A 21,641-nucleotide genomic window follows, 5' to 3' on the forward strand; every position below is an offset into this window, starting at 1 on the left:
AGGCGCGCACGATGAAACCCCGCCTGCGCTACTTCACCGCGCTGTTCGTCAACGTCGCCCTCCCGTGGCTCGCCTACCGCCTCGCGTTTCCGCACTGGGGCCACGCCGGCGCGCTGAGTGCATCGGCACTCCCACTGATCGCGTGGATGACCTGGGACCTGCTGCGCTACCGTCACTTCGACGCGCTCAGCGCGATCGTGCTGGTTGGCATCCTGCTATCGCTGGCCGCAGTGACCTTAGGCGGCAACAAACTGGAGGCCGCAGTCGAAGAACCGATGGTCTCAGGCATGATCGGCGCATCGTTCCTCGTTTCACTGGCATTCCATCGGCCGCTCGTGTTTTACCTGGCCCGCTCGACGATGTCCCGCGAAGATCACCGCAGCGCCGAGAGCTTCGAAAAGCATTGGCGCGAGCGTCCCGTTCTCGCCGCCTACATCCGCTTGATGACGCTGGTATGGGGCCTCGGCATGACCGGCGAGAACATCCTGCGCAGCGCAATCGTCTGGCAGTGGCCGGGCGACCCGCGCTCGACGCTCGTCTCCGAAATACTGCGTTACGGCGTCTACGCCGCACTCACCGCATGGACCTTCTGGTGCCGTCGGCGCATCAGGCAGGACGCGCTGCGCTACCCCGCCGACAACCCATTGGCAAGTTCGTAAATCACACCATCACGCCAGTTCGAGAAACCGCGCGAGACACGGATTGCGATTGGCCGGCGACCACGCCAGCACCTGCTCGATCAACGGCGCATCGACCAACGGCCTGAACACCACACCCGCCAGTTGCGCCTTGCGCATCGAAGCCGGTACCAGCGCGACGCCCACCCCTTCGTCGACGAGACTCAGCACCGTCTGCTGCAACTGCACCTCGAAACGGATGTCCGGTTCGAAACCGCCCGAACGGCAATGTTCGACGATGGCCGCGCGCAAGGTGGGCGCAACCTCTTCCGAAGCCAGCACGAACGGTTCGCCCGCCAGTTGCGCGATGTTCAACCGCCGCGCCCGCGCCCGCGGATGGCTGCGCGACAGCGCCACACACAGCGGCTCGCTCAGGATCGTCCGCGTGGCGAGCCCTTTGTCGGGCGCGCCCGGAAACATGATTGCGGCATCGATGTGACCGGCCAGCACCTGCGAAGCGAGATCGTTCGACACGACCTCGCGCAGATTCAATGCGACGTCGGGATACGCGGCGCCGAACACCCGCGCATAGCCCGGCACCGCGCTGTACGCCGCGCACATCGTGAAGCCGATGGCGAGCTTGCCGGCGTCGCCCGCAGCCGCCGCCTGCGCATTGCTGACCGCCTGCTCGACCGACGCGAGAATCGCTTTCGCGTCCGCATAAAAGCGCTCGCCGGCCGCGGTCAGCGTGACGCTGCGCGGACTGCGCTCGATCAGCGTCACGCCGATCTGCGCCTCCAGCGCCGCCAGTTGCCGGCTCAACGGCGGCTGCGACAGATTCAGGCGCGCCGCCGCCCGTCCGAAATGACGGCTCTCGGCGAGCGTCACGAAGTACCGCAGTGGCTTGATATCGATCACGATGCACTCACGCCGGATGACGATGCAAAAAAAGTATTGTCGAACGCAAAAAACGGTATTGGATTGTATCAACGCAAGCCTCTACGCTGGCGGATCACCAATTGTCCCTTGCCCGTTCGCGCCGATGTTAGCCACCCTCGAGATTCTGCTACCTGTTTTCGGATTGATTTTCGCGGGCTTCGCCTGTCGACGGCGCGGCGTGCTGGGGCCGAACTCGGCATCGGAACTGAATCGCTTCGTGGTGTGGCTGGCGTTGCCGGCGTTGCTGTTCGACACCATGGCGAAGGCCACCTGGCAGCAGTTGTATCAGCCGGCTTTCGTCGCGACGTTTTCGATTGCCTGTGTCGTCGTGTTCGGGCTGATCCTCGCACTGCGTCTGCTGAACGGCCGGCATCTCGCCGACGCCAGCGTCGATGCGATTGCCGCGTCGTATCCGAACACCGGCTATATCGGCTTTCCGCTGGGCGTGATCGCGTTCGGTCAGGCGAGCCTCACGCCGACCACCATCGCTACGATTCTCGTCGCATGTGTGCTGTTCGCGTTCGCGATCGTGCTGATCGAGATCGGTCTGCAAACCGAGCGCACGCCGCACAAGCTGGGGCTCAAGGTGCTGCGCTCGCTGGCGCGAAACCCGTTGATCGTGTCGCCGATCGCGGGCGTGCTGTTCGCGAGCGTCCACGTCCCGCTGCCGGCGAGCGCCGAAACCTTTCTCAAGCTGCTGAGAGGTGCCGCGAGTCCGTGCGCGCTGGTGAGCCTCGGTCTCTTTCTCGCGGAAAAGCGCCCGTCCGAAGCGGGCGCGCCGCGAATCGCGCTGCTGCTGACCGGCGTCAAGCTACTGGTGCAGCCGGCGCTGACCTGGTGGCTCGCGGCTCGCGTGTTCGGGCTCTCGCCTTCGCTGGTCGAAATGGCCGTGGTGCTGGCGGCACTTCCCACCGGCACCGGTCCGTTCATGCTGGCCGAGTTCTATCGGCGCGAAGCGCACATCACGTCGCGCACGATTCTGCTGTCCACCGTGGGCTCGATCGTCACGCTGTCGCTATTGCTGCTGTTGCTCGGGCACCAGACGTAGACCGGCTCGCGCGAATAGCCGCCGTGCCACGCGTCGCGCTATGCTTTCGCGAACGGACCCGCAGGGTCCGCGAAACGTCTACGCGAACCGAACCGCCGTGCCTGAAGCCCGCCCCCCTCAACTCGACGACGAAGCCGACGCCCGTTCTCTCGCGCGTCACTATCCGCGCGGCCTGCGCATCGACCCGCATTCGCACACGTGGGCGCAGGTGCTGTACGCGGTATCGGGAGTGATGTGGGTCGAAGTCGGCCGCGAGGCGCTGGTGGTGCCGCCGCAGCGCGCGGTCTGGCTGCCGGCCGGCACGCTCCACTCGATTCACATGATGAGCGACGTGGAGATGCGCAATCTCTATCTGCACGAACGCAATGTCGGCCATCTGAGCCGGCGCAGCGACGTGTTCGAGATCAACGGACTGCTGCGCGAACTGATCGCGTCGATCGCCGAACACGAACACACTCACGCGCGCGACGAGACCTATCTGGAAACCGCCTACCGTCTCGCAATGCTCGAACTCGGACACGCGCCGCGCTCGTCGCTGCGCATCGCGTTGCCGGATGCATCGGACCGGCGGCTCGATGCGTTGTGCCGCGCGGTGATCGGCAACCCGTCGCTCGCCATCAGCTTCGAGCAACACGCCGCGTCGGTCGGCGCGAGCGTGCGAACGCTGGCGCGGCTGTTCACACGCGAACTCGGCGTCGGTTTCGCAGAGTGGCGGCGTCAGGTGCAACTGGCCGTCGCTTTGTCGTGGCTTGCCGAAGGCCGCCCGGTGAGCAGCATCGCGCGATCGCTCGGGTTTCAGCCGAGCAGCTTCAGCGACATGTTCCGGCGCGAACTGGGCGCGCCGCCGACTGGCTTCGACCCACGCGGCACGCTGACAACCGAACCGGCTTCGAGCGGCACGACCGCGCCAACCAGAACCGCAACCGCGGCCGACTGAACGCGTCGCGCCGCCGACCCACGCGTTGTCCGATATTCGAAAGTCTTTGTCCTGACGCCTTTACACCGGCCAACTAGACTACGCTTCATCTGCTGCGACACGCAGCGTCAGCCCGAAAGGAGCAACACACGATGAAAGCGCTTCAGTTCAAGACGTTCGGCAGCCCCGATGTGCTCGACTACCTCGATCTGCCGCAGCCGCAAGCCGACGCGGACAATGCCGTCGTCAAGATCAAGGCGGCCTCGGTGAATCCGAGCGACGTCAAGAACGTCTCCGGTCATTTCGAACACACCGAACTGCCGCGCACGCCGGGCCGCGACTTCAGCGGCGTGGTCGTGGAAGGTCCGCAGAACTGGCTCGGCGCCGAAGTGTGGGGCACCGGCGGCGACATCGGCTTCACGCGCGACGGCACCCACGCCGAGTTCATTCGGATTCCGCTGGCCGGGCTGTCGCGCAAGCCGGCCACGCTCAGCCATGAGCAAGCGGCGGCGATCGGCGTGAACTTCGTCGTCGCGTGGCTCGGTACGGTCGAGTACGCGCAGTTGCAGGCCGGCGAGACCATCGCGGTGATCGGCGCGGGCGGCGGGGTCGGCGGTGCGGTGGTGCAGATCGCCAAAGCGCGCGGCGCGCAGGTGATCGCGCTCGACCGGCATCCACTGTCGGCCGACACGCCCGCAGGTCGTCTCGCCGACCACTGCGTGCCTTTCGACGACAACGCGAAGCAAGCCGTCAAGGCGCTGACCGGCGGCGCAGGCGTGGATGTGGTGTACGACGCGGTCGGCGGCGTCGCATTCGAGACCGCACTGAGCCTCGCAAAGCGCCGCGGCCGCGTGGTGGAAATCAGCGCTACGGCCAAGCGCCGCGTCGAGTTCGACCTGATCGACTTCTATCACAACGAGACGCAACTGCTCGGCGCGGACAGCGCGAAGCTGGGCGTCGCCGAATCGGCGCCGTTGATGAGCGCGCTGGTGGAAGGCTTCGAAAGCGGCAAGCTGCAGGCGCCGGCAATCGCGCAGACATTCCCGCTGGACCGCGCGCGCGAAGCTTATGAAGCGGTGTCGGCCGGCACACGCGGCCGGGTCGTCATCACGATGCAGTAGGTGCAACGGCGGGCGGCACGGCTGCCCGTCTTTCAACCAGGTACAACGAACATGAAAGCGTATTTGATCTCGCTCGCGGCCGGCGTCGTGGTCGGACTGATCTATAGCGTCATGCAGGTGAAGTCGCCGGCGCCGCCCACGATCGCACTCGTCGGACTGCTCGGCATGCTCGCCGGCGAGCACGTCATTCCTCTCGTGCGGACGTGGCTCGCCGCCGGTATTCACTGACCGCGCTAGCGCGTCCTCTCACGGCGAAATTTGCCGTGGTCCGCCGCCGCGATTTCATCCACGTGCGTTTCCAACGCGAAATGCCCCGTGTCGAGCAATTCGACTACCTTCAGATTCGACGCGTAGTCGAGGAATAGGTCCAACTGGATTTCCTTGCCGCCCGGCCGTTCGAACAACAACGTATCGAGCGTATACGACTCCGGCGCGCCGTAGTCGAACACGGCGTGGGCGCCGAATTGACCTTCGTGGACTCATCCCTTTTTCCATCGTCGCGCGCATCACGCTAAGATTGAGGCCGCCGTGCCCGCGCGTCCCACGCCGCATCGCACAGGCGCCATAAGAAAAGCTTCGCCTCGGAGAATCAGATGTCTGAAGAATATGAAGTGCATGGTCCGCACGACCATGCTGTCGAACACGCCGGTCACCATGACGAAGATCCGTTCGCGAGCCGCATGGCCGTGATGACGGCAATCCTCGCGACAATCGGCGCGCTGTGCGCGTACCAGAGCGGCAATAGCGAAAATCTCGCGCTGTATTACAAGAACGAAGCCGCGATCAAGAAGACCGAGGCGTCGAATCAATGGAACTACTATCAGGCGAAGGGCGAGAAAGAAAATCTCGCCGAACTCGGCGCGGCGTTGTCGTCCGGCAATGCGGATGCGCACGCGAAATTCGCCGCGGACGTCGATAAATACAAGCAGCAGAAGGAACCGATCCGCGCGAAGGCTGAGGCGATCGAAAAGGAAGTCGTCGAAGCCGACGCCAAAAGCGAGACGCTGCTGCACGGTCATCATCGCTGGGCGCAGGCCACCACGCTGATCCAGGTCGCAATTGCCCTCTCTGCGATTACGTTGCTTACGCGCAAGAAATGGCTGCGCAACCTGTCGTTCGTCGTCGCGGCTGCAGGTGTGGTGAGCGGCGCGCTGGCGTTTTTCTCGGCTTGACGATGAATGACGCGTTTGCGGCAGCTGCGGCGGCCGCATCACGCGAACCAGGAGATGATGCATGATCGATGGAGCAGCGGTTCTCGGAGTGTTCTCCGTGTATGTGGCCGGCGTGGTGATTCCCGGACCGAACTTCGTCGCGGTCGCGCACAAGGCGGCATCGGCGACGCGCGTCGAAGCGCTCGCGATGGTGGCCGGCATCGTGCTGGTCAACCTGTTCTGGGCGAGTTGCGCGATTCTCGGCGTCGGCATCGTCTTCGCTGCGTTTCCGTGGCTGGCACTGGCCGTGAAAATAGCCGGCGCGGCCTATCTGATCTGGTTCGGCGGGCGACTGATCTTCAATGCATCGGCGAGTAAGCCTGTGCAAAGTGCGCGCACCGCACCGACCGGCGGCTTCCGGCAGGCATTCGCGCAGGGCTTCGCGACCAATATCGCGAATCCGAAGTCGATGGCGTTTTTTGCAGCAGTGTTCTCATCCGCGGCGCCCGCGCACGTGAGCGTGGGCACGTTCGCGGCAATGCTCGGGATGGTGTTCGTGGTTGCCGGCAGCTGGTATGGATTCGTTGCGCTGACCTTGTCGCACTCGCGCATCGCGACGGCTTACCGGCGTTGCAAAGCGTGGATCGATCGCGCATGCGGTGGGCTGATCGTTGCGCTGGGTGTGCGGCAGTTGATCAGGTAGACCTTGGGCGCCGAAACCGGATGAGGTCAAGCCTATTAAAAATAGCCAGCCATATTCTTTAAAGGTGTTATTTGCCCGGCGGGGGCGAGCGGCGAGGGTGAGACGCTGTTCGGGCTATCGTTTGTTCCTTTGGTAGCCAGTGACTTCGAATCCGTGCTGCCACCATCGGGCGATTGCGTTCTCATCACGCCACAATCGGACCGTATGTCACGCTCGCAACCGGCCAATTGAGCGATGAGCCACAGCACGAAGAGCATCTGACCGACCCGCCTCATTCACTCCTCCATCTTTCCATAGCCGCTTAGCAAGCGGCAATCACGCTGCGCGATCCGTTTCGTGTAGCCATCCTGATTATCTTGTCCGCCATTCGTCCCATTGCCTAGCGGGATCGAGTGTATTCCTACACGACCATTCCTGGCACCACGTTCGGAAGATTTTCCATTAGTCAATTCTCCGTTAACTCACTAGCCGGAGGATTGAAGTACTCAAAGATTTGAAAAGATTAAAACCCCCATTAAATTGATTAGCAATCCGATTTTCATGCCATAAAATCGAGGAGCGCGCTCGCTTTGATCACGTAACACAATTCGTTCTGGAGGACCCGCTTTGAACGAATCATCCGTGTCGCCAATCGATCTCGTTGCGAACCTCGACGAGGCGATTCTTCTTCCGCAACTCGGCTGTCCAGCCGGCGCCATCGGCATAGCGGTCGGCGAAATGTTGGAGCGGTCGAATCAGGCGGTGATCCGGGCGTCGTTCGATCTGCTCGATCTGCATGCTCACGAGCGAATCATCGAGATCGGTTTGGGCAATGGAGCGCATATCGCGTCGGTGCTGGCGCGAGCCGCCGATCTGCACTACACGGGTATCGACGCTTCGCCAACCATGATCGCCGAGGCACTCAGTCGTAACAACGCTTCCGTACGCAACGCTCAGGTGGAGCTCGAAACCGCGGACGTCTTTGCGACGCCGTTCTCATCCGGTTCCTTCGACAAAGCCATCACCATCAACTCGACGTATTTCTGGCGCGACCTGAGCGCAGGTCTGCGCGAGATGCATCGCGTATTGCGCGCCGGCGGCACGCTGGTGATCGCGGCGATTACGCCGGAAGCCGCCGTCGAGATGCCATTCGAGAAATACGGATTCACGGTACACGACGCAACGACCTTGGAACACGCGTGCGTTGCCGCCGGTTTCGAATCGATAACCATCACCCGCTATGTCGAGCCGCCGTTGGACCCGCCGCAGGAATTTGGACCGCGCGAGTTTTACCTACTGAACGCGGTCGCATCCTCGCGCAACGCCACCGGCCTCTGATCGACGTCCTGCACCGCTCAATGCGCGAGACCTCGCGCGCGCTCCAGCAACAACTCGCGCTCACGCGCATTGCGCGTCATGCCCGCGGCACGCTCGAGTTCCGCGCGCGCCTCGTCCATGCGTCCGAGTTTCGCCAGCAGATCGCCGCGCACGCTCGGCAGCCAGTGGTAATGCGCGAGCGCGGCGTCGCTTGCGAGCGCATCGACGATCTCCAGTCCCGCAGCCGGCCCGAACGCCATCCCCACCGCGACCGCGCGATTCAACTCGACCACCGGCGACGGCGCCACCTGCGCCAGCGCGTCGTACAGCGCAACGATCTGCGCCCAATCGGTATCCTCGGCGCGGCGGGCGCGCGCATGACACGCGGCGAGCGCCGCCTGCAACGCATACGGACCGCTCGCGCCGCCCAGTGCATCGGAACTGGCGAGCGCGGCCAGTCCGCGACGAATCAGCAGCGGGTCCCAGCGGCTGCGGTCCTGCTCGAGCAGCAACACCGGCCTGCCGTGCGCGTCGGTACGAGCACGGGTGCGCGACGCCTGAATCTCCATCAACGCGACGAGACCATGCACCTCGCTTTCATCGGGTACGAGGCCGACCAGCACGCGCCCCAGCCGCAGCGCTTCTTCACATAGCGCGGGCCGCATCCAGTCGTCGCCGGCCGTCGCCGAATAGCCTTCGTTGAAAATCAGATAGATCACTTGCAGCACCGAAGCAAGCCGCACCGCGCGCGCATCCGCTTGCGGCACCTCGAACGGCACGCGCGCCGCCGACAGCGTACGTTTGGCCCGCACGATGCGTTGCGCAATGGTCGGCTCGGGCACGAGGAACGCCCGCGCGATTTCCTCCGTGGTCAGGCCGCCGAGCAGACGCAGCGTCAGCGCGACACGCGCATCCGTGGACAGCACCGGGTGACACGCGGTGAACACCAGCCGCAGCAGGTCGTCGCCGATATCGTCGGCGCGCGCGGCATCGAGGGCATCGACGAAATCCGGCACGAGATGAGCCTCCTGCGCATCGAGATCGTGACCCAGCTCTTCACGCTTGCGAGCATGCAACGCTTCCTGCCGCAAGCGATCGAGCGCGCGGTTCTTCGCGGTCGCCATCAGCCACGCGCCCGGGTTGTCGGGCACGCCCCCGCTGGGCCAATGTTCGAGCGCCGCGACCAGCGCGTCCTGCGCCAGCTCTTCGGCAAGCCCCACGTCGCGCACGATCCGCGCGACGTGAGCAATGACCTTGGCGGATTCGATCCGCCAGACGGCCTCGATTGCACGATGGGCGGCCGGTGTCGTCACGGACTCAGCCCGCCGCGCCGGCGTTGGGGTCCATGTAGATCAGCTCCCAGATGTGTCCGTCGATATCCTCGAAGCCGTGTCCGTACATGAAGCCGTAGTCCTGCGGCGCGCGCGGCGCACCGCCGCCGGCCGCAATCGCCTTCGCGACCAGCGCGTCCACCTCGCCGCGACTCTCGCACGACAAACCGATCAACGCCTCGGTGCTTTCCTGCGGATTGCACAACGACTTGCGCGTGAACGACTTGAAGAGCTCCTTGACCAGCAGCATCGCGTAGAGGTTGTCGCCGAGGATCAGACACGCGGCCTGCGCGTTGGTGAATTGCGGCTCGAAGCTGAAACCGAGCGCACTGAAAAAGGCTTTCGAGCGTTCAAGATCGTCGACGGCGAGATTGACGTAAATCTGTTTGTGCATGATGGAGTCCGTTGTTTCGCGTGCGGGTTGACGGCACGTAAGCGCGCCCGCTTCGCGCGCAAGCCGTGCACCGTTCGTCTGATCAGCCGCGACCGGCGTTCAGTTCGCGAAAGCGATCCACTTCAGGCCCGGGCGGGAAGTCTTCGAGTTCGTACAACTGACGCACCTCGATTTCTCCATCGGCCTGCTCGCCGAACGGCGCGGGAAAGCGCCGCGCCCATTCCATCGCTTCCTCGCGCGAGCGCACCTGAATCAGCGTGTAGCCGGCGATCAGTTCCTTGGTCTCCGCGAACGGGCCGTCGATCACCGTGCGTTTGCCGCCGCTGTAATGAATGCGCCAGCCCTTCGCGCTCGGTTGCAGGCCGGTTGCGTCGAGCAGTACGCCGGCCTTGGCCAGGTCTTCGTGATAAGTGCCCATTGCCGCCATCAGGGCTTCGTCCGGCGAGCCGCCGGCTTCGCTGACAGCGGTCGCCTTGACTATGATCATGAATCGCATCGCGCTGACTCCTTGTCGTGTGAATGTTTAGAGAGAAGAGCGCCGCCGCCGTTGCGCTCTTGCGCCGTTGGCTGGCTCCATACTCACACGACGCGCGACGCGCATCCGGATCGACACGATTTCTCCGCCGCCAGGGAAAACCCGAGCCGCTGCGCGAATGGCTTACTCGAAACAAGGCCCGAGTTTGCGGACTTCGACGGTACACCATGAAGCCGCCGGGCAAGCCTGCGCGATTGCCACCGCCTCTTCCCGCGTGTCGCAATTCAGCAGGAAGAAGCCGCCGATCATTTCCTTGGCTTCGGCAAACGGACCGTCGAGCAGCTTGGGCTGACCGTCGCGGACCTGGACACGCACGGCCTGGTCGGTGGAGGCAAGCGATTCGACCGCGAGCAGCTTGCCGCGCTCCTTGAGGCCGTTAGCGAAACTCACCATCTGGTCATAGACTTCGCGCCCTTTGACCTCACCGCGTTCGATACGTTGATTCGGGGGTTCGACGATCAGCAGCATGTAAGACATGGCGTCTCCGATGAGTAATGCCGCAACCGTGAACGCCGGTAGGCGTATGAGGTGAGAGCGCGCTTGCGGATGGCTTGCGACAGGCAGTCTATCAAGCACGATCGGCTCCGGTAAACCCGTTTCAACGCCGGCGCCTGGCTCAAGCCTATCGGCTACGGACACTCGTAACACCTTTGCGGCATGTCGCTTGCTAACCCTCAGATATCGAAACACGTTCAAGGTGAAAAAAATGCGGAATCGATCTGGTTTGGCAATCGTTGCAATCGCGCTGGCGCTGCTTGCGGTGACGACGGGTTGCACCGTCGGCGGCGCGGCGGCGGGCGGCGTCATCGGTAACGAAGCGACCAACCACAGCACGCTCGGCACGGTTGGCGGCGCAGTGGCCGGCGGGGTAATCGGTCACGAGTTGGGCAAGTAACGCGCAGCCGTTATTCGGCAGACTAAAAACGCTTCGTTCGATCAATATGGCGGGAGCCCCGGCGCGGATCCCGCCATATTTTTTGCCGATTCAAACGGGTAATCCCTGATTCGTCGATACGAAAAATTATTCGTCCGGCGAAATTCACGCGTCACGCAAACGTTAAGCGTGAATTACGCGCCACAGCCATTGCGCTCCGCATGACGCAATGCGACACAACAACGCCGCTTTGAAGTATTCTCCCAACGCGTTAAACCCTGCTGAATCGACTGCTGCTTGCGAATAACCGCAGGCGGATTTAACGCATCTTCAACTCGACAACGAACACACGATAAGGCGGCCGGATTAACCGGCATTATTTGCCGGCATAACAATGAACCACATAATCAAAGCATCGGGGAAATTCATGCATCGATCAGTTGCGCGTACAGGCATTGCGGCCGCTGTGGCCTTGACCTTTTTTCAACTCGGCGGTTGCGGCAGTGGCGGCGACTCGGGTGCGGGTTCATCAGGCACACCGGCAGTTACGGCGACCGCAGTGGGCGGCACCGTGGCGAGCGGTAGCGCGCTGGTCGGCGCGAGCGTCACGTTGATCGACGCGACCGGCGCTCAGGCCACCGCGACCACCGACGCGCAAGGCGCGTATTCGATTCCGGTGAAGGGCTTGACCGCGCCGTTCCTGATCACCGCCACCGACGCCAACGGCATTTCCGCCCCGCTCGTCTCCGTGCTCGCCAGGTTGCCGAACGGCACCGCGCCGGCTGTCGTCAATGTCACCACGCTGACCACCGCGATCGCCGCGATGCTGACTGCGTCGGGCAACCCGACCGACCTCGCGTCCGCCACGACGCTTGCCAAAATCACGCTGCCGTCGGTGCAAATCGCCACGATCACGCTCGATACGATGCTCGCGAACATCCTCGCGCAAAACGGCATCACGATGTCCGGTTTCGACCCGATCGGCACGACCTTCACGCCGAACCATACCGGCGCCGACGCAGTGATCGACACGGTCGCGCTGGTGTCGGCGGCGAATGGCGGTTTGTCGCTGGTATCGAATGCCGCGCCGGGGACTGCCGTCGCACTGAACAACAAGACGGCCCAGGGCGTCACGTTGAGCGCGCCGCCCGCGGCGGCGAACTACCTGGAGCCGCTCGCGTTGCTGCTCACCAACTGCGCGGCAAGCGGCACGCTGACCAGCGCCTGCTCGCCGGTCATCGATCCGGCCTTCCTCGAAAACGGCTCGACCGATCTGGCCGTGGGCCACGGTTTGACCGACGCGAACTTCGCCAGCGCAATTTTCAGCTCACCGAAAACGCTCGCGTTCTTCACGAGCAACGGCAAGCAGCAAGCCCTCGTGCAATTGCCGTTTACGATTCCCGGTGTAGCGGCCGGCGTGCTCTACACGATCGCGCAACAACTGACGACGCCGGTAACGCTGCCGAACGGCACGCAGCTCGGCTGGGACCTGATCGGCAATCAGTCGCAATTCGCCGTGTCGATCAATTCGCAGATCCAGCGCCGCACGTTCCTCGATGCGCGGCCGAACGACGTCAACCGCTACGAGTCGGGCCTCGGCATTTCGATTCCGACCGCGTCGAACCCGACGGTGTATTCGGCCTCCGTAACCGGGCCCGGACTTGCCGCGCCGATCTGGCTGCTGAAGCGTAATGCGGTCGGCAGCAGTTCGCTGGGCCTCTCGGATGGGGTTTTGAATGCGCCGCCGGTCTCGCCCGCAACGACCAACAGCAACACATCGCTGTATCGCTGGTCGTGGCAGTCGCTGAGCTCGGCAAGCTTCACGCCGCCGGCCTCGACCGGCTACTACTCGGCAACCTCGATCAACGCGGGCACCGTGCCGCTTTATTCGACCTACACCGTGAAGTTCTTCGACAGCAACGGCGCGCAGCTCGGCCAGTCGTCGATCATCAATCCGGGCAGTCCGTTGAGCGCCGCGGCGGGCAGCACGGTGCCGTGGCCGACGCTGCTGATGGACACCGCCACCACCCAGTTCCTGACGCCGGGCACCGCGCTGGCCGCAGAACAATATGCGATGAGCCTGACGTGGTCGAGTCTCATCAACTCGCAGAATCTCGCGTTTCCGGTGACATCGGTGCAGATTCAGGCTGTGCCGGGTACGGCATCGGGTTCGTCGACCGAAGTCGACGGCTTCTCGGTCGGCGCGCCCAATAACACGACGTTCGGCCAGTATCAAACGACGGTTCATTCGGGCGTGAACGCGCAAGGTGTGACGACGTGCACGAATTGCCCGTTCCCGGCGCTGACGGCGGGCGGCTCGCGGCTCGTGCAATTGAGCGGCAGCCAGAACGGCACCGCGCTCTACGATATTACGAAGTTCAACGACTAGAACTCAGGTCGCACCCAACATGCAAAACGCCCCGTGAGGGGCGTTTTCGTCTACGCGGTTAAGCGTCAAAGCACTCAAGGAACCGACAACCCGCGCCAGAATCTTAAGCCACGGCTTCCGCAACAGCCTGAACCCGCGCCGAGCGCATCAGTCCTTCGATCATCTTCGCTTCCGCACTCGCGATTTCGCTCAACGATGCGACGGACAATTGCGCGTCCAGAATCGCCAGCGCGGTGCACAGGCGTTCGTACTCGCTGCTTTCGAAAGCCCAGCCGCCGTCACGATGTTCACGCGTATCGAGTTCGACCATCGCCGCATGCGCGCGCTCGATGTCGCCGAGCAGATCCTCGCCGAGTCCGAGAAGCGCCAGTTCCTGCGACACCAGCAAATGCCGGCTCAACGACATGTGCAGATCCCGCGAGCCGTGGCCGTGACGGAACGCGTCGAGCGCGGTGTAGCACTGCAGAAGCATCGCCTCGGTAACCGGCTCGTGTGCGGTGCGGCTATAGGTCAGTGCGCGCAACAGCGGGGACATGGCCGGCTGGACCGGCTTTCGGACTCGCGATTTACTGGACATATCGATTCAACCTCCTTCGCTAACTCTCGGCGTTGCCACCGAACTGTATGCCGTCCGGTGACCACTGCCGCCGATATGTCGGCGGCTTGACAGGCCCTAAGCTGAGTCTGTGTAGCCATCATGGCAAGCAACTATTAAGACAGACTTAAACAAACTGAAGTCTCGCACGTGCCGCGATTTCGCGCTTTCTCGCGGGCGCACAGAGGTTGGCGTCGACGCGGCCGGCGAAATGCAACGCTGCGATATGGGTTCGAATTCATCACATACAAGTCCGCTATTTGCAGCCGGGACGAAAAAAAACCCTGTTCCCGCGAGGGAACAGGGTCGGACAGGATGGAAGAGTCATGCAGGCGCGTGGATGCTTGCCGACTTATACCCACCAAAGCGATTAAAAGCTGTTGCAACTTCAACTTCACTGCTCTTGCTGCTGCTACCTTTGCTGCTACCTTAAAACTCAATCTCGACTTCAACATCAACTGCATTGCAGGTCGGTCCCTCGCCTTCAACATCACCTCACTACAATCCCCAGCCGTTTTCCCGCGCATCGCGCTTGGTGCCTGCTGCTGCGATTGCGCGTTATTTCATTGTTTCGACTTCCTACTGCTTCACTGCGCTGCCGCTCGACTGCCGCGGCAAAATGCCATCAACGGTACGGTTCAAAACAACGCGGGGGAAGACCGCGCCGATGGTGCTCGGTGATTTGTCGCGCCATGGAAAAAGTTTATTCGAGTGCAATGAAATGCAATTGGGCGAAGCGAGGGGAATTGGCAGGCCAGTTTGGCGAATCGGCTTGAAGAGGTAAATTCGTCTGATGTACAAAGTATTTGGCGACAGATAAGCGCGATTAATCTGTCGCCTCCATGCCGGCAATTCAGCAGCGCGGCCGATGTGCCCGATGCACGCGCCGCGCCACGAAAACTTCAGCCTCGCGCGACAAAATCGGCGATCGTCAGCATCACTTTTTCGCCGGGCCGCGCGAGCATTTTTCGTTCGGCCACCGCCGTGATCCGCTTGCGTCCGTCCGCGAAAGTTTTCAACACGCGGTCTTCGCCAGCGCCGTGTTGCAGCCAGAAGTGCTGCTCCAGCGCCTCGCGCGTAACCGCGCACTCGAGGTCCCGGCCTCGCGTCGAAAGCTGGAAAATCACCGCGCGTCCGTCCGCCGAGACGCTGGGTTCAAGCTCGATAATCTCCATAGCCCACCTCGCAATATTGGTTAAGCCGCTCGCCGCTTCTGAACGAACGACACCCAGGAAAACTGAAGACCACAGGCCCACGTGACTTCTTTCGACTGATCAAATGCGTTTCATGCCGACTTCGTTTATTGCGAGTCGAGCCGTTTCTTCGGCAACTCCCTGTCATACGGTCCAGTCAAAAAACCGTTCGCGCAAATAATCCGCGGATGAGGCAAGAGCAAGGTGCATGCCAATCAGCGCAGGCCACGCAGTACCGGCTATTGCTCGTGCGATATAAAAACGCACCGCGCATCACCACCGACCTACTGCAATCGCAGCCCGCGCCTGCTGCAGCGTGCCTCAAAGCGTGGGCATCGAAATCGGCATGAACTACGCGCGAGTACTAGCGGCACCCACGCCGACCGCCAAACCAGAACGGTCAAACCACCCTCGCGTGGTAAAAAAGCGCAATCGACGCGACAATTCACGTCCATTTCTACTCGCTGTCCGCGCGCCGGAAACGTTACCAACCTGTCTGCTGAAGGCAATCCGGCAACGCAACTACACGAGCGGCTCGGCTTCGAAATCGTTGGAGAAGAAGAAACAGAATTTCACATGAGGCACGCGTAAAGCGCGCCGCAGGAAACTCAAGCAGAATGAATGTCTGATAAAAACTGAACCGCAACGGACCCGATATGACCTTTCGCGACACCTCCGCCATCGAAAGCTGGCACGCCCACGTCTATTTCGATTCGAGCAGCCGCGACGCCGCGTGGACTTTCCGCGAACAGATCGAAGCGCACTGGAACGGCAAGCTGCAGATAGGCCGCTTTCACGAACGCCCGGTCGGACCGCATCCGATGTGGTCGTATCAACTTGCGTTCACGCAGGAACAATTCGGCGAACTGGTGGGCTGGCTCACACTGAATCACGGCGCGCTCGATATCTTTCTGCATCCGAATACCGGCGATGCTTTGCGTGACCATCGGGACGCCGCCGTGTGGATCGGTCGTTCGTATGAACTGGTGCTCGGCGCGTTTAACTGAATCGGCCCGAGCCGAGCCCCGCATCAGATATTCGAGTACGCGCTGCACCAGCCGCGCCCGGCAACCTGCAGTTCGCCGAACAGCGTGCAGCCGCCATACGCGTCGGTAGTCTTGCCCTGAAACAGCGAACAACTCGCGCAGGTTTGCGTGGCGTCGTAGCTTGGGAATTTTGCCTTGTCGACTTTCGATGCATCCTCTCTGTAGCCAACCGCCTGCGCCTTTGGATCGGTCTCACTGAGTCTGTTCGAGGACTGAGCGAATGCCGTACCGCCAAGCGCGAGCGAAGAGCCTACGCCCACGCTCAATTGCAGAAAATGTCGACGCGATGTTTTCATGGTGAGTCCGATGCAAAGTGGGGAAGCTCCTCTTATGGGAGCGAGGATTCTAGCGCGAGGGGTCGGTTTTCCGCTGGCAGGCCGGCAGCCTCGCATGCTTGCACGCTTGCACGCTTGCACGCTTGCACGCTTGCACGCTTGCAAGCATGCCGCCATGACAACGCCGAGCATTACCGCAGCGGCGTCTTCAACGCATCGATCAGATCGAGCGAATCGTAGGGCTTGCGCAGCAGGATCGCGTGCGGCAACACCTGCCGCTGCTCCGGCGTCAATACGAGGTCGTAACCCGTCAGAAAGATCACGCGCAATTCAGGACGCTGACGGCACACATCCATCGCCAGAACAACGCCCGATTTGCCCGCGAGTCCGACATCGGTCAGCAGCACATCGATCGCATGCTCGCTCAGGATCCGCTTTGCATCATGCTCGCCTTCGGCCTCCAGAATGTCGAAGTCGAAGGTGCGCAGCAACTCGGCAGTACTGACACGAATCATCTCGTCGTCTTCGACCAGCAGAATCCGCAAGCGCACCGCATCCGCCGTAAAAGCGTCCGCGCTCCCCGGCAAAACGGGCGGCTCGATTTCCAGTTGATGCGGCTCGAGCATCGCGATCTGTTCGGCCTGCGGATTCTGGGCTTGCAATACGTAGCGCACTTTGCGCGCCAAGGCTTCATGCGTATAAGGCTTGCTGAGCAGTTCGATGCCTTCGTCGAGCCGTCCGGAATGCACGATCGCGTTATCCGTATAGCCCGACGTGAACAGCACCGCGATCGCCGGCAACCGCTCGCGCGCCTTGCGGGCCAGTTCGGTGCTGCGCAGCGGGCCTGGCATCACCACATCGGTAAACAGCATGTCGATCGGCACGCCGCTCTCGACGATCGCCAGCGCACTCTGTGCATCTTTCGCCTTCAGCACGCGATAGCCGAGATCGGACAGCATTTCGACCACCGTCGCGCGCACTTCCTCGTCGTCCTCGACGACGAGGATCGTTTCCGTGCCGCCCTTCGCGGGCCCGGCATCGACATTCGTTTCGAGGTCTTCTTCCTGACGCACGCGCGGCAGATAGATGCGGATCGTCGTGCCGTGGCCTTCCTCGCTGTAGATCTTCACGTGGCCGCCCGACTGCTTGACGAAGCCGTACACCATGCTCAATCCGAGGCCCGTGCCCTGGCCTTCGGGTTTCGTCGTGAAGAACGGCTCGAACACGCGCTCGCGCACTTCCGGCGGCATCCCGGTGCCGGTATCCGTGACAGCGAGCATCACGTACTGGCCCGGCACAACGTCCGCGTTGCGCTTCGCGTACGCGTCGTCGAGCGCGGCATTGCCGGCTTCGATCGTGAGCCGGCCGTGGCCGCTCATCGCGTCGCGCGCATTGATCGCGAGGTTGAGCAACGCGTTCTCGACCTGGAACGGATCGACCAGCGAGTTCCACAAACCGCCCGACACGATGGTTTCGATTTCGACGCCGTCGCCGAGCGCGCGCCGCAGCATGTCGTCGAGACCGCGCACGAAGCGGCCCAGGTTGACGACCTTCGGCGCGAGCGGCTGACGCCGCCCGAACGCGAGCAATTGCGATGCGAGATTCGCACCGCGCGCGACGCCAGCCAGCGCATTGCGCACACGTTGCTCGGGCTTCTCGGACCCGGCGACGTCTTTCGCCAGCAGTTGCAGATTGCCGCCGATCACTTGCAGCAGGTTGTTGAAATCGTGCGCGACGCCGCCCGTCAACTTGCCGATGGCTTCCATCTTCTGCGCCATGCGCAACGCTTCTTCGGCATGGTGCAGCGCCTCGGTGGTTTCCTTGTCGACGGTGACGTCGCGGCCCACGCCGTGAATCCGCGCGGTGTCGGGATCGAGCGCGAGCGTCCACGCGACCCAACGCCACGTGCCGTCGATCCGCTTGAAGCGGTTCTCATAGCGCACCGGCACACCCGTGCGGCGCAACTCGGCGAGATGACGGCGCACCGTGTCCACGTCGTCGGGATGGACCAGATCGAAGTAACTGCGCGACATCAGCCACTGCACGTTATGGCCGAGCGCAGTGCTCCACGACGGGCTCACGCGCTGCAAACGGCCTTCCACATCGGCGACCACCAACAAGTCTTCGCTCAACTCCCACAGACGGTCGCGATCGGCCACCGTCTCGATCACGCGACGCTCGAGCGTTTCGTTCAGATCGTGCAGCGCGTTTTGCGCCTTCGCACGTTCGGCGATTTCGGTTTGCGCCGCCTGATAGAGGCGCGCGTTGTCGATCGCGATCGCCGCCTGCGCGGCAATGCCGGCCACGATCCGTTCGGCGCGCGCGGTGAACACGCCGGCCTCCGGATGACCGAAGAACAGGCCGCCGACCACGTCCCCATTGCGCGACTGCACCGGCGCAGCGAGATAGCTGCGCACTTTCAGATGACCTTCGGGCATCCCGTGATGCGGCGCATTGCGGCCGTAGCGCGGGTCTTGCGTAATGTCGTCGACCCGCACGATGCCTTCGCCGCTGAACGTGGGCGCGAACAGGTCCGTATTGCGCGGCATCGGAAACTGTTCGAACACCTCTTTCGGCACGCCCGACAGCGTGTAAAGCATGTAGCTGCCGCCCGCGGCGTCGAGCACGTTATAGAAAAACGAGCCGAACGCGGCGCCGGTCAGTTCGGTCGCGGCATCGGTGACGATCTGCACCGCGCGGCTCAGATCGAGTTCGGCGGCCACCGTCTTGCCGACGCGGTTCAGAATTTCGAGCGTGCGCGATTCCTCGCGCAACTTCATCTCGGTCTCGCGGCGCAGCCGCGCGAGTTGCAGGTTGCCCGCCACGCGCGCGAGCAGTTCGCGCGCGGAGAACGGCTTGGTCAGATAGTCGTCGGCGCCTTGCTCGATACCGCCGACCCGCGCTTCCTCGCCGGCCCGCGCCGACAGCATCAGCACCGGCGTATCGCACAGATCGGGATCGGCGCGCAGCTCGCGCAGCAGACCGAAGCCGTCGAGCCGCGGCATCATCACATCGGATACGACGATGTCCGGTCGCGCGGCGCGGGCGGCTTCCAGCGCAGCCTGGCCATCGGTCGCGACGAGCACGTCGTGGCCCGCCGCGCTCAGAATGCGACGCATGTATTCGCGCAGATCGGCGTTGTCGTCCGCCACCAGCACGCGCGCCGCGGCGGGCGACGCGGAATCGTGCAACGCGGTGCCGTTCTTCGGCGCGACCGGCGCGGCCGTCATCACTTCGTTCTCGGGGCTCCAGCGCAACGCCGCGTCCACATAGCTGCGCGCGTTCTTGCTCATCGCTGCGCGCACGGCTTCGTCGGCGGCATGCGGCACGCTGGCGCCGCGCGGCAGACGCACGCCGAAGCGCGCGCCCTCACCCAACTGGCTCTCCACCTGCACTGTGCCGCCGTGCAGCTTCACCAGTTCCTGCACCATCGCGAGCCCGATCCCACTGCCTTCGACCGAACGGCCCGGCGCACCCGCCACGCGATGAAAACGCTCGAACAGCCGCGGCACTTCTTCTTCGGCGATGCCGATGCCGGTGTCGGTCACGCTGACTTCGGCGCCGCCATCATCGCGTGCGCGCACTGCAACGCGGATCGTGCCGAAGAACGTGAACTTGTACGCGTTCGACAGCAGATTCATCATCACCTTTTCCCACATCTCGCGGTCGAGCTGCACGACGACCGGCACGGTGGGCACCTCCACCACCAGTTGCATGCCGGCGGTTTCGATCGCGGACTGGAATAGCGAAGCGAGCTCGGCGGTGAAACTCGCGACGTCGGTGGGCTGCGTATTGATCTCGATGCGCCCGGCCTCGATGCGCGAAAAGTCCAGCAGCGCATTGACGAGCTTCAGCAGACGCAAACCGTTTCGATGCGTGATTTCGATCAGCGCGCGGTCGTCGGCGGCGTTGCTACCGGTTTCGCCGCCCGGCTCGCTCGCGGCGAGTTGCGGCTTCGCGAGCAATTCTTCGAGCGGGCCGAGCATCAGCGTGAGCGGCGTACGGAACTCGTGACTGATGTTCGAGAAGAACGTGGTTTTCGCACGGTCGATTTCGGCGAGCGCCTCGGCGCGCCGTCGCTCTTCTTCATACGCATGCGCGTAGCCGATTGCCGCGCCGATCTGGCCGGCGGCCAGGTTCAGAAAACCGCTATAGGCGTCGTCGAACAGACGGTACGGATTCAGACCGGCGATCAGCAGCACCGTGTGCGCGGTATCACCGCCGGGCGACACCGGCACGATAGCCGCCTGCTCCGGCGCGACCGGCCACGGGCCGCCCGGCAGCGCCTTGCCGAACCGCTGCGTCAGGTCTTGCACCGTTTGCGGAAGCTGGCTTTTCAATACATCGGTTACGGGCCACACGGCTGCGTCGTCGTTGCTATCGATCGCGATGGTGGCCGGCGCCGCTGGATGGCCGGCTTCGATGCCGCTCGACGCCATCAGCGTGAGCGTATTGCTGCCGGGCTCGGCGGCGTACAGCAACGCGAACGGGAAGTCCTGCGGATTCGATTGCAACGCCCGCATGCTGAGTTCGCACGCTTCGCGCCAGTTCCGGCCGTTCGGGCTGGCCGCGGCGAGTTCTTTCAGCAGCGCGAGTTGCCGTTCGCCGACCACCCGCAAGGTGTCGTCGCTGTTGGCGCAAATGATCCCGCCGGGTTCGCCGTCGTCGCCGGGAATCGGGCTGTACGAGAACGTGTAATAGGTCTCTTCCGGAAAGCCGTTGCGCTCCATGATCAGCAGCTTCTGCTCGACGAACGTGCCTTCGGCGCGGTTCAACGCAGTGCTCAGCAACGGCTCGATTTCGGTCCAGATTTCACGCCACACCACGTGCGTCGGCTGACCCAGCATGGCCGGATGCTTGCCGCCGATAATCGACTTGTAAGGATCGTTATAGAAATACAGCAGTTCGTCGCCCCAACCGATCCAGATCGGCTGACGCGACGTGAGCATGATACGGATCGCGATCTTCAGGCCTTGCGGCCAGCTCTCGGGTTCGCCGAGCGCAGTGCGGGTCCAGTCGTAGGCGCGGATCAGCTCGCCCAGTTCGCCGCCACCGGCCAGAAAGGACGGCGAAGCGGAATGGGCGGCAGAGACGTCCGACAGGGAGCTGTCCGGCTTTTTCAACGCGATCTCCTCGACGCGACGGGGTCAGGTGCGAAGCGGCATTGCAAACGCAATGCCTGGCTGGCGGCCGGCTGCACGATGGCGGCGCGAACAGG

21 protein-coding genes and 1 pseudogene are annotated in these 21,641 nt (G+C 63.1%); 12 read left to right on the forward strand and 10 right to left on the reverse strand.

The window, feature by feature from the left end:
• The first annotated feature begins 11 nt into the window (after positions 1–11).
• Positions 12–659, forward strand: a complete 648-nt coding sequence (locus PQQ51_RS18705; protein WP_408498280.1) for a VC0807 family protein — start codon at positions 12–14, stop codon at positions 657–659.
• Between the two features lie 9 nt (positions 660–668).
• On the opposite strand, the gene PQQ51_RS18710 is transcribed toward PQQ51_RS18705, so the two are convergent.
• Positions 669–1,535 carry a LysR family transcriptional regulator gene (locus PQQ51_RS18710; protein ID WP_408498281.1) on the reverse strand — a complete coding sequence of 289 codons (867 nt, stop codon included), beginning with the start codon at positions 1,533–1,535 and terminating at the stop codon, positions 669–671.
• Between the two features lie 124 nt (positions 1,536–1,659).
• Between PQQ51_RS18710 and PQQ51_RS18715 the strand changes: the two genes are divergently transcribed.
• The 4 genes from PQQ51_RS18715 to PQQ51_RS18730 all read left to right on the forward strand — a co-directional run bounded on the left by PQQ51_RS18715 (position 1,660) and on the right by PQQ51_RS18730 (position 4,869).
• On the forward strand, positions 1,660–2,604 hold the full coding sequence (locus PQQ51_RS18715; RefSeq protein ID WP_408498282.1) for an AEC family transporter: 945 nt from the start codon (positions 1,660–1,662) through the stop codon (positions 2,602–2,604).
• A 97-nt stretch (positions 2,605–2,701) separates the two neighbouring features.
• Positions 2,702–3,541, forward strand: a complete 840-nt coding sequence (locus tag PQQ51_RS18720) for an AraC family transcriptional regulator (RefSeq protein WP_408498283.1) — start codon at positions 2,702–2,704, stop codon at positions 3,539–3,541.
• 131 nt (positions 3,542–3,672) lie between these two features.
• Complete coding sequence (locus tag PQQ51_RS18725; RefSeq protein ID WP_408498284.1) at positions 3,673–4,641, forward strand: quinone oxidoreductase family protein; 969 nt, start codon at positions 3,673–3,675, stop codon at positions 4,639–4,641.
• Between the two features lie 51 nt (positions 4,642–4,692).
• Entirely contained in the window at positions 4,693–4,869 is a 177-nt protein-coding gene (locus PQQ51_RS18730; RefSeq protein ID WP_408498285.1) for a DUF1427 family protein, read from the forward strand.
• Between the two features lie 5 nt (positions 4,870–4,874).
• Here the strand turns inward: PQQ51_RS18730 and PQQ51_RS18735 are convergent.
• Positions 4,875–5,075: pseudogene (locus PQQ51_RS18735) on the reverse strand (hypothetical protein); the annotation flags it as partial.
• Positions 5,076–5,234: 159 nt separating this feature from the next.
• Between PQQ51_RS18735 and PQQ51_RS18740 the strand changes: the two are divergent.
• The 3 genes from PQQ51_RS18740 (at position 5,235) to PQQ51_RS18750 (ending at position 7,812) form a co-directional block, all read left to right on the forward strand.
• On the forward strand, positions 5,235–5,813 hold the full coding sequence (locus PQQ51_RS18740) for a DUF4337 domain-containing protein (protein ID WP_408498286.1): 579 nt from the start codon (positions 5,235–5,237) through the stop codon (positions 5,811–5,813).
• Between the two features lie 61 nt (positions 5,814–5,874).
• Complete coding sequence (locus PQQ51_RS18745; protein WP_408498287.1) at positions 5,875–6,495, forward strand: LysE family translocator; 621 nt, start codon at positions 5,875–5,877, stop codon at positions 6,493–6,495.
• Positions 6,496–7,101: 606 nt separating this feature from the next.
• A complete protein-coding gene (locus tag PQQ51_RS18750; RefSeq protein WP_408498288.1) occupies positions 7,102–7,812 on the forward strand; it encodes a class I SAM-dependent methyltransferase in 711 nt (236 codons plus the stop codon).
• Positions 7,813–7,829: 17 nt separating this feature from the next.
• Here PQQ51_RS18750 and PQQ51_RS18755 read toward each other — a convergent pair whose 3' ends face one another.
• From PQQ51_RS18755 to PQQ51_RS18770, 4 genes are all read right to left on the reverse strand, one after another.
• A complete protein-coding gene (locus tag PQQ51_RS18755; RefSeq protein WP_408498289.1) occupies positions 7,830–9,104 on the reverse strand; it encodes an RNA polymerase sigma factor in 1,275 nt (424 codons plus the stop codon).
• Between the two features lie 4 nt (positions 9,105–9,108).
• A complete protein-coding gene (locus tag PQQ51_RS18760) occupies positions 9,109–9,516 on the reverse strand; it encodes a VOC family protein (protein WP_408498290.1) in 408 nt (135 codons plus the stop codon).
• A gap of 82 nt (positions 9,517–9,598) precedes the next feature.
• Positions 9,599–10,012, reverse strand: coding sequence for a YciI family protein (locus PQQ51_RS18765; RefSeq protein ID WP_408498291.1), 414 nt, complete (start codon positions 10,010–10,012; stop codon positions 9,599–9,601).
• A 162-nt stretch (positions 10,013–10,174) separates the two neighbouring features.
• Positions 10,175–10,528 (reverse strand): YciI family protein, encoded by a 354-nt coding sequence (locus tag PQQ51_RS18770; RefSeq protein ID WP_408498292.1) that lies wholly within the window; start codon positions 10,526–10,528, stop codon positions 10,175–10,177.
• Positions 10,529–10,781: 253 nt separating this feature from the next.
• Between PQQ51_RS18770 and PQQ51_RS18775 the strand changes: the two genes are divergently transcribed.
• On the forward strand, positions 10,782–10,946 hold the full coding sequence (locus tag PQQ51_RS18775) for a glycine zipper 2TM domain-containing protein (RefSeq protein WP_408498315.1): 165 nt from the start codon (positions 10,782–10,784) through the stop codon (positions 10,944–10,946).
• Positions 10,947–11,352: 406 nt separating this feature from the next.
• A complete protein-coding gene (locus tag PQQ51_RS18780) occupies positions 11,353–13,314 on the forward strand; it encodes a hypothetical protein (RefSeq protein WP_408498294.1) in 1,962 nt (653 codons plus the stop codon).
• 103 nt (positions 13,315–13,417) lie between these two features.
• Here the strand turns inward: PQQ51_RS18780 and PQQ51_RS18785 are convergent, their stop codons facing one another.
• Positions 13,418–13,891 carry a hypothetical protein gene (locus tag PQQ51_RS18785; protein ID WP_408498295.1) on the reverse strand — a complete coding sequence of 158 codons (474 nt, stop codon included), beginning with the start codon at positions 13,889–13,891 and terminating at the stop codon, positions 13,418–13,420.
• A gap of 333 nt (positions 13,892–14,224) precedes the next feature.
• On the opposite strand from PQQ51_RS18785, the gene PQQ51_RS18790 reads away from it, so the two are divergent.
• Complete coding sequence (locus PQQ51_RS18790) at positions 14,225–14,590, forward strand: hypothetical protein (RefSeq protein WP_408498296.1); 366 nt, start codon at positions 14,225–14,227, stop codon at positions 14,588–14,590.
• 221 nt (positions 14,591–14,811) lie between these two features.
• Here PQQ51_RS18790 and PQQ51_RS18795 read toward each other — a convergent pair whose 3' ends face one another.
• Positions 14,812–15,084 (reverse strand): DUF1488 family protein, encoded by a 273-nt coding sequence (locus PQQ51_RS18795; protein WP_408498316.1) that lies wholly within the window; start codon positions 15,082–15,084, stop codon positions 14,812–14,814.
• Between the two features lie 674 nt (positions 15,085–15,758).
• Between PQQ51_RS18795 and PQQ51_RS18800 the strand changes: the two genes are divergently transcribed.
• Positions 15,759–16,109, forward strand: a complete 351-nt coding sequence (locus PQQ51_RS18800; protein ID WP_408498297.1) for a DOPA 4,5-dioxygenase family protein — start codon at positions 15,759–15,761, stop codon at positions 16,107–16,109.
• A gap of 23 nt (positions 16,110–16,132) precedes the next feature.
• Here PQQ51_RS18800 and PQQ51_RS18805 read toward each other — a convergent pair whose 3' ends face one another.
• Positions 16,133–16,444 (reverse strand): high-potential iron-sulfur protein, encoded by a 312-nt coding sequence (locus PQQ51_RS18805; RefSeq protein WP_408498298.1) that lies wholly within the window; start codon positions 16,442–16,444, stop codon positions 16,133–16,135.
• Positions 16,445–16,614: 170 nt separating this feature from the next.
• A complete protein-coding gene (locus PQQ51_RS18810) occupies positions 16,615–21,546 on the reverse strand; it encodes a response regulator (protein ID WP_408498299.1) in 4,932 nt (1,643 codons plus the stop codon).
• Positions 21,547–21,641: the final 95 nt, after the last annotated feature.

The organism is Paraburkholderia xenovorans (assembly GCF_046030735.1).
Classification (GTDB): Bacteria; Pseudomonadota; Gammaproteobacteria; order Burkholderiales; family Burkholderiaceae; genus Paraburkholderia; species Paraburkholderia xenovorans_A.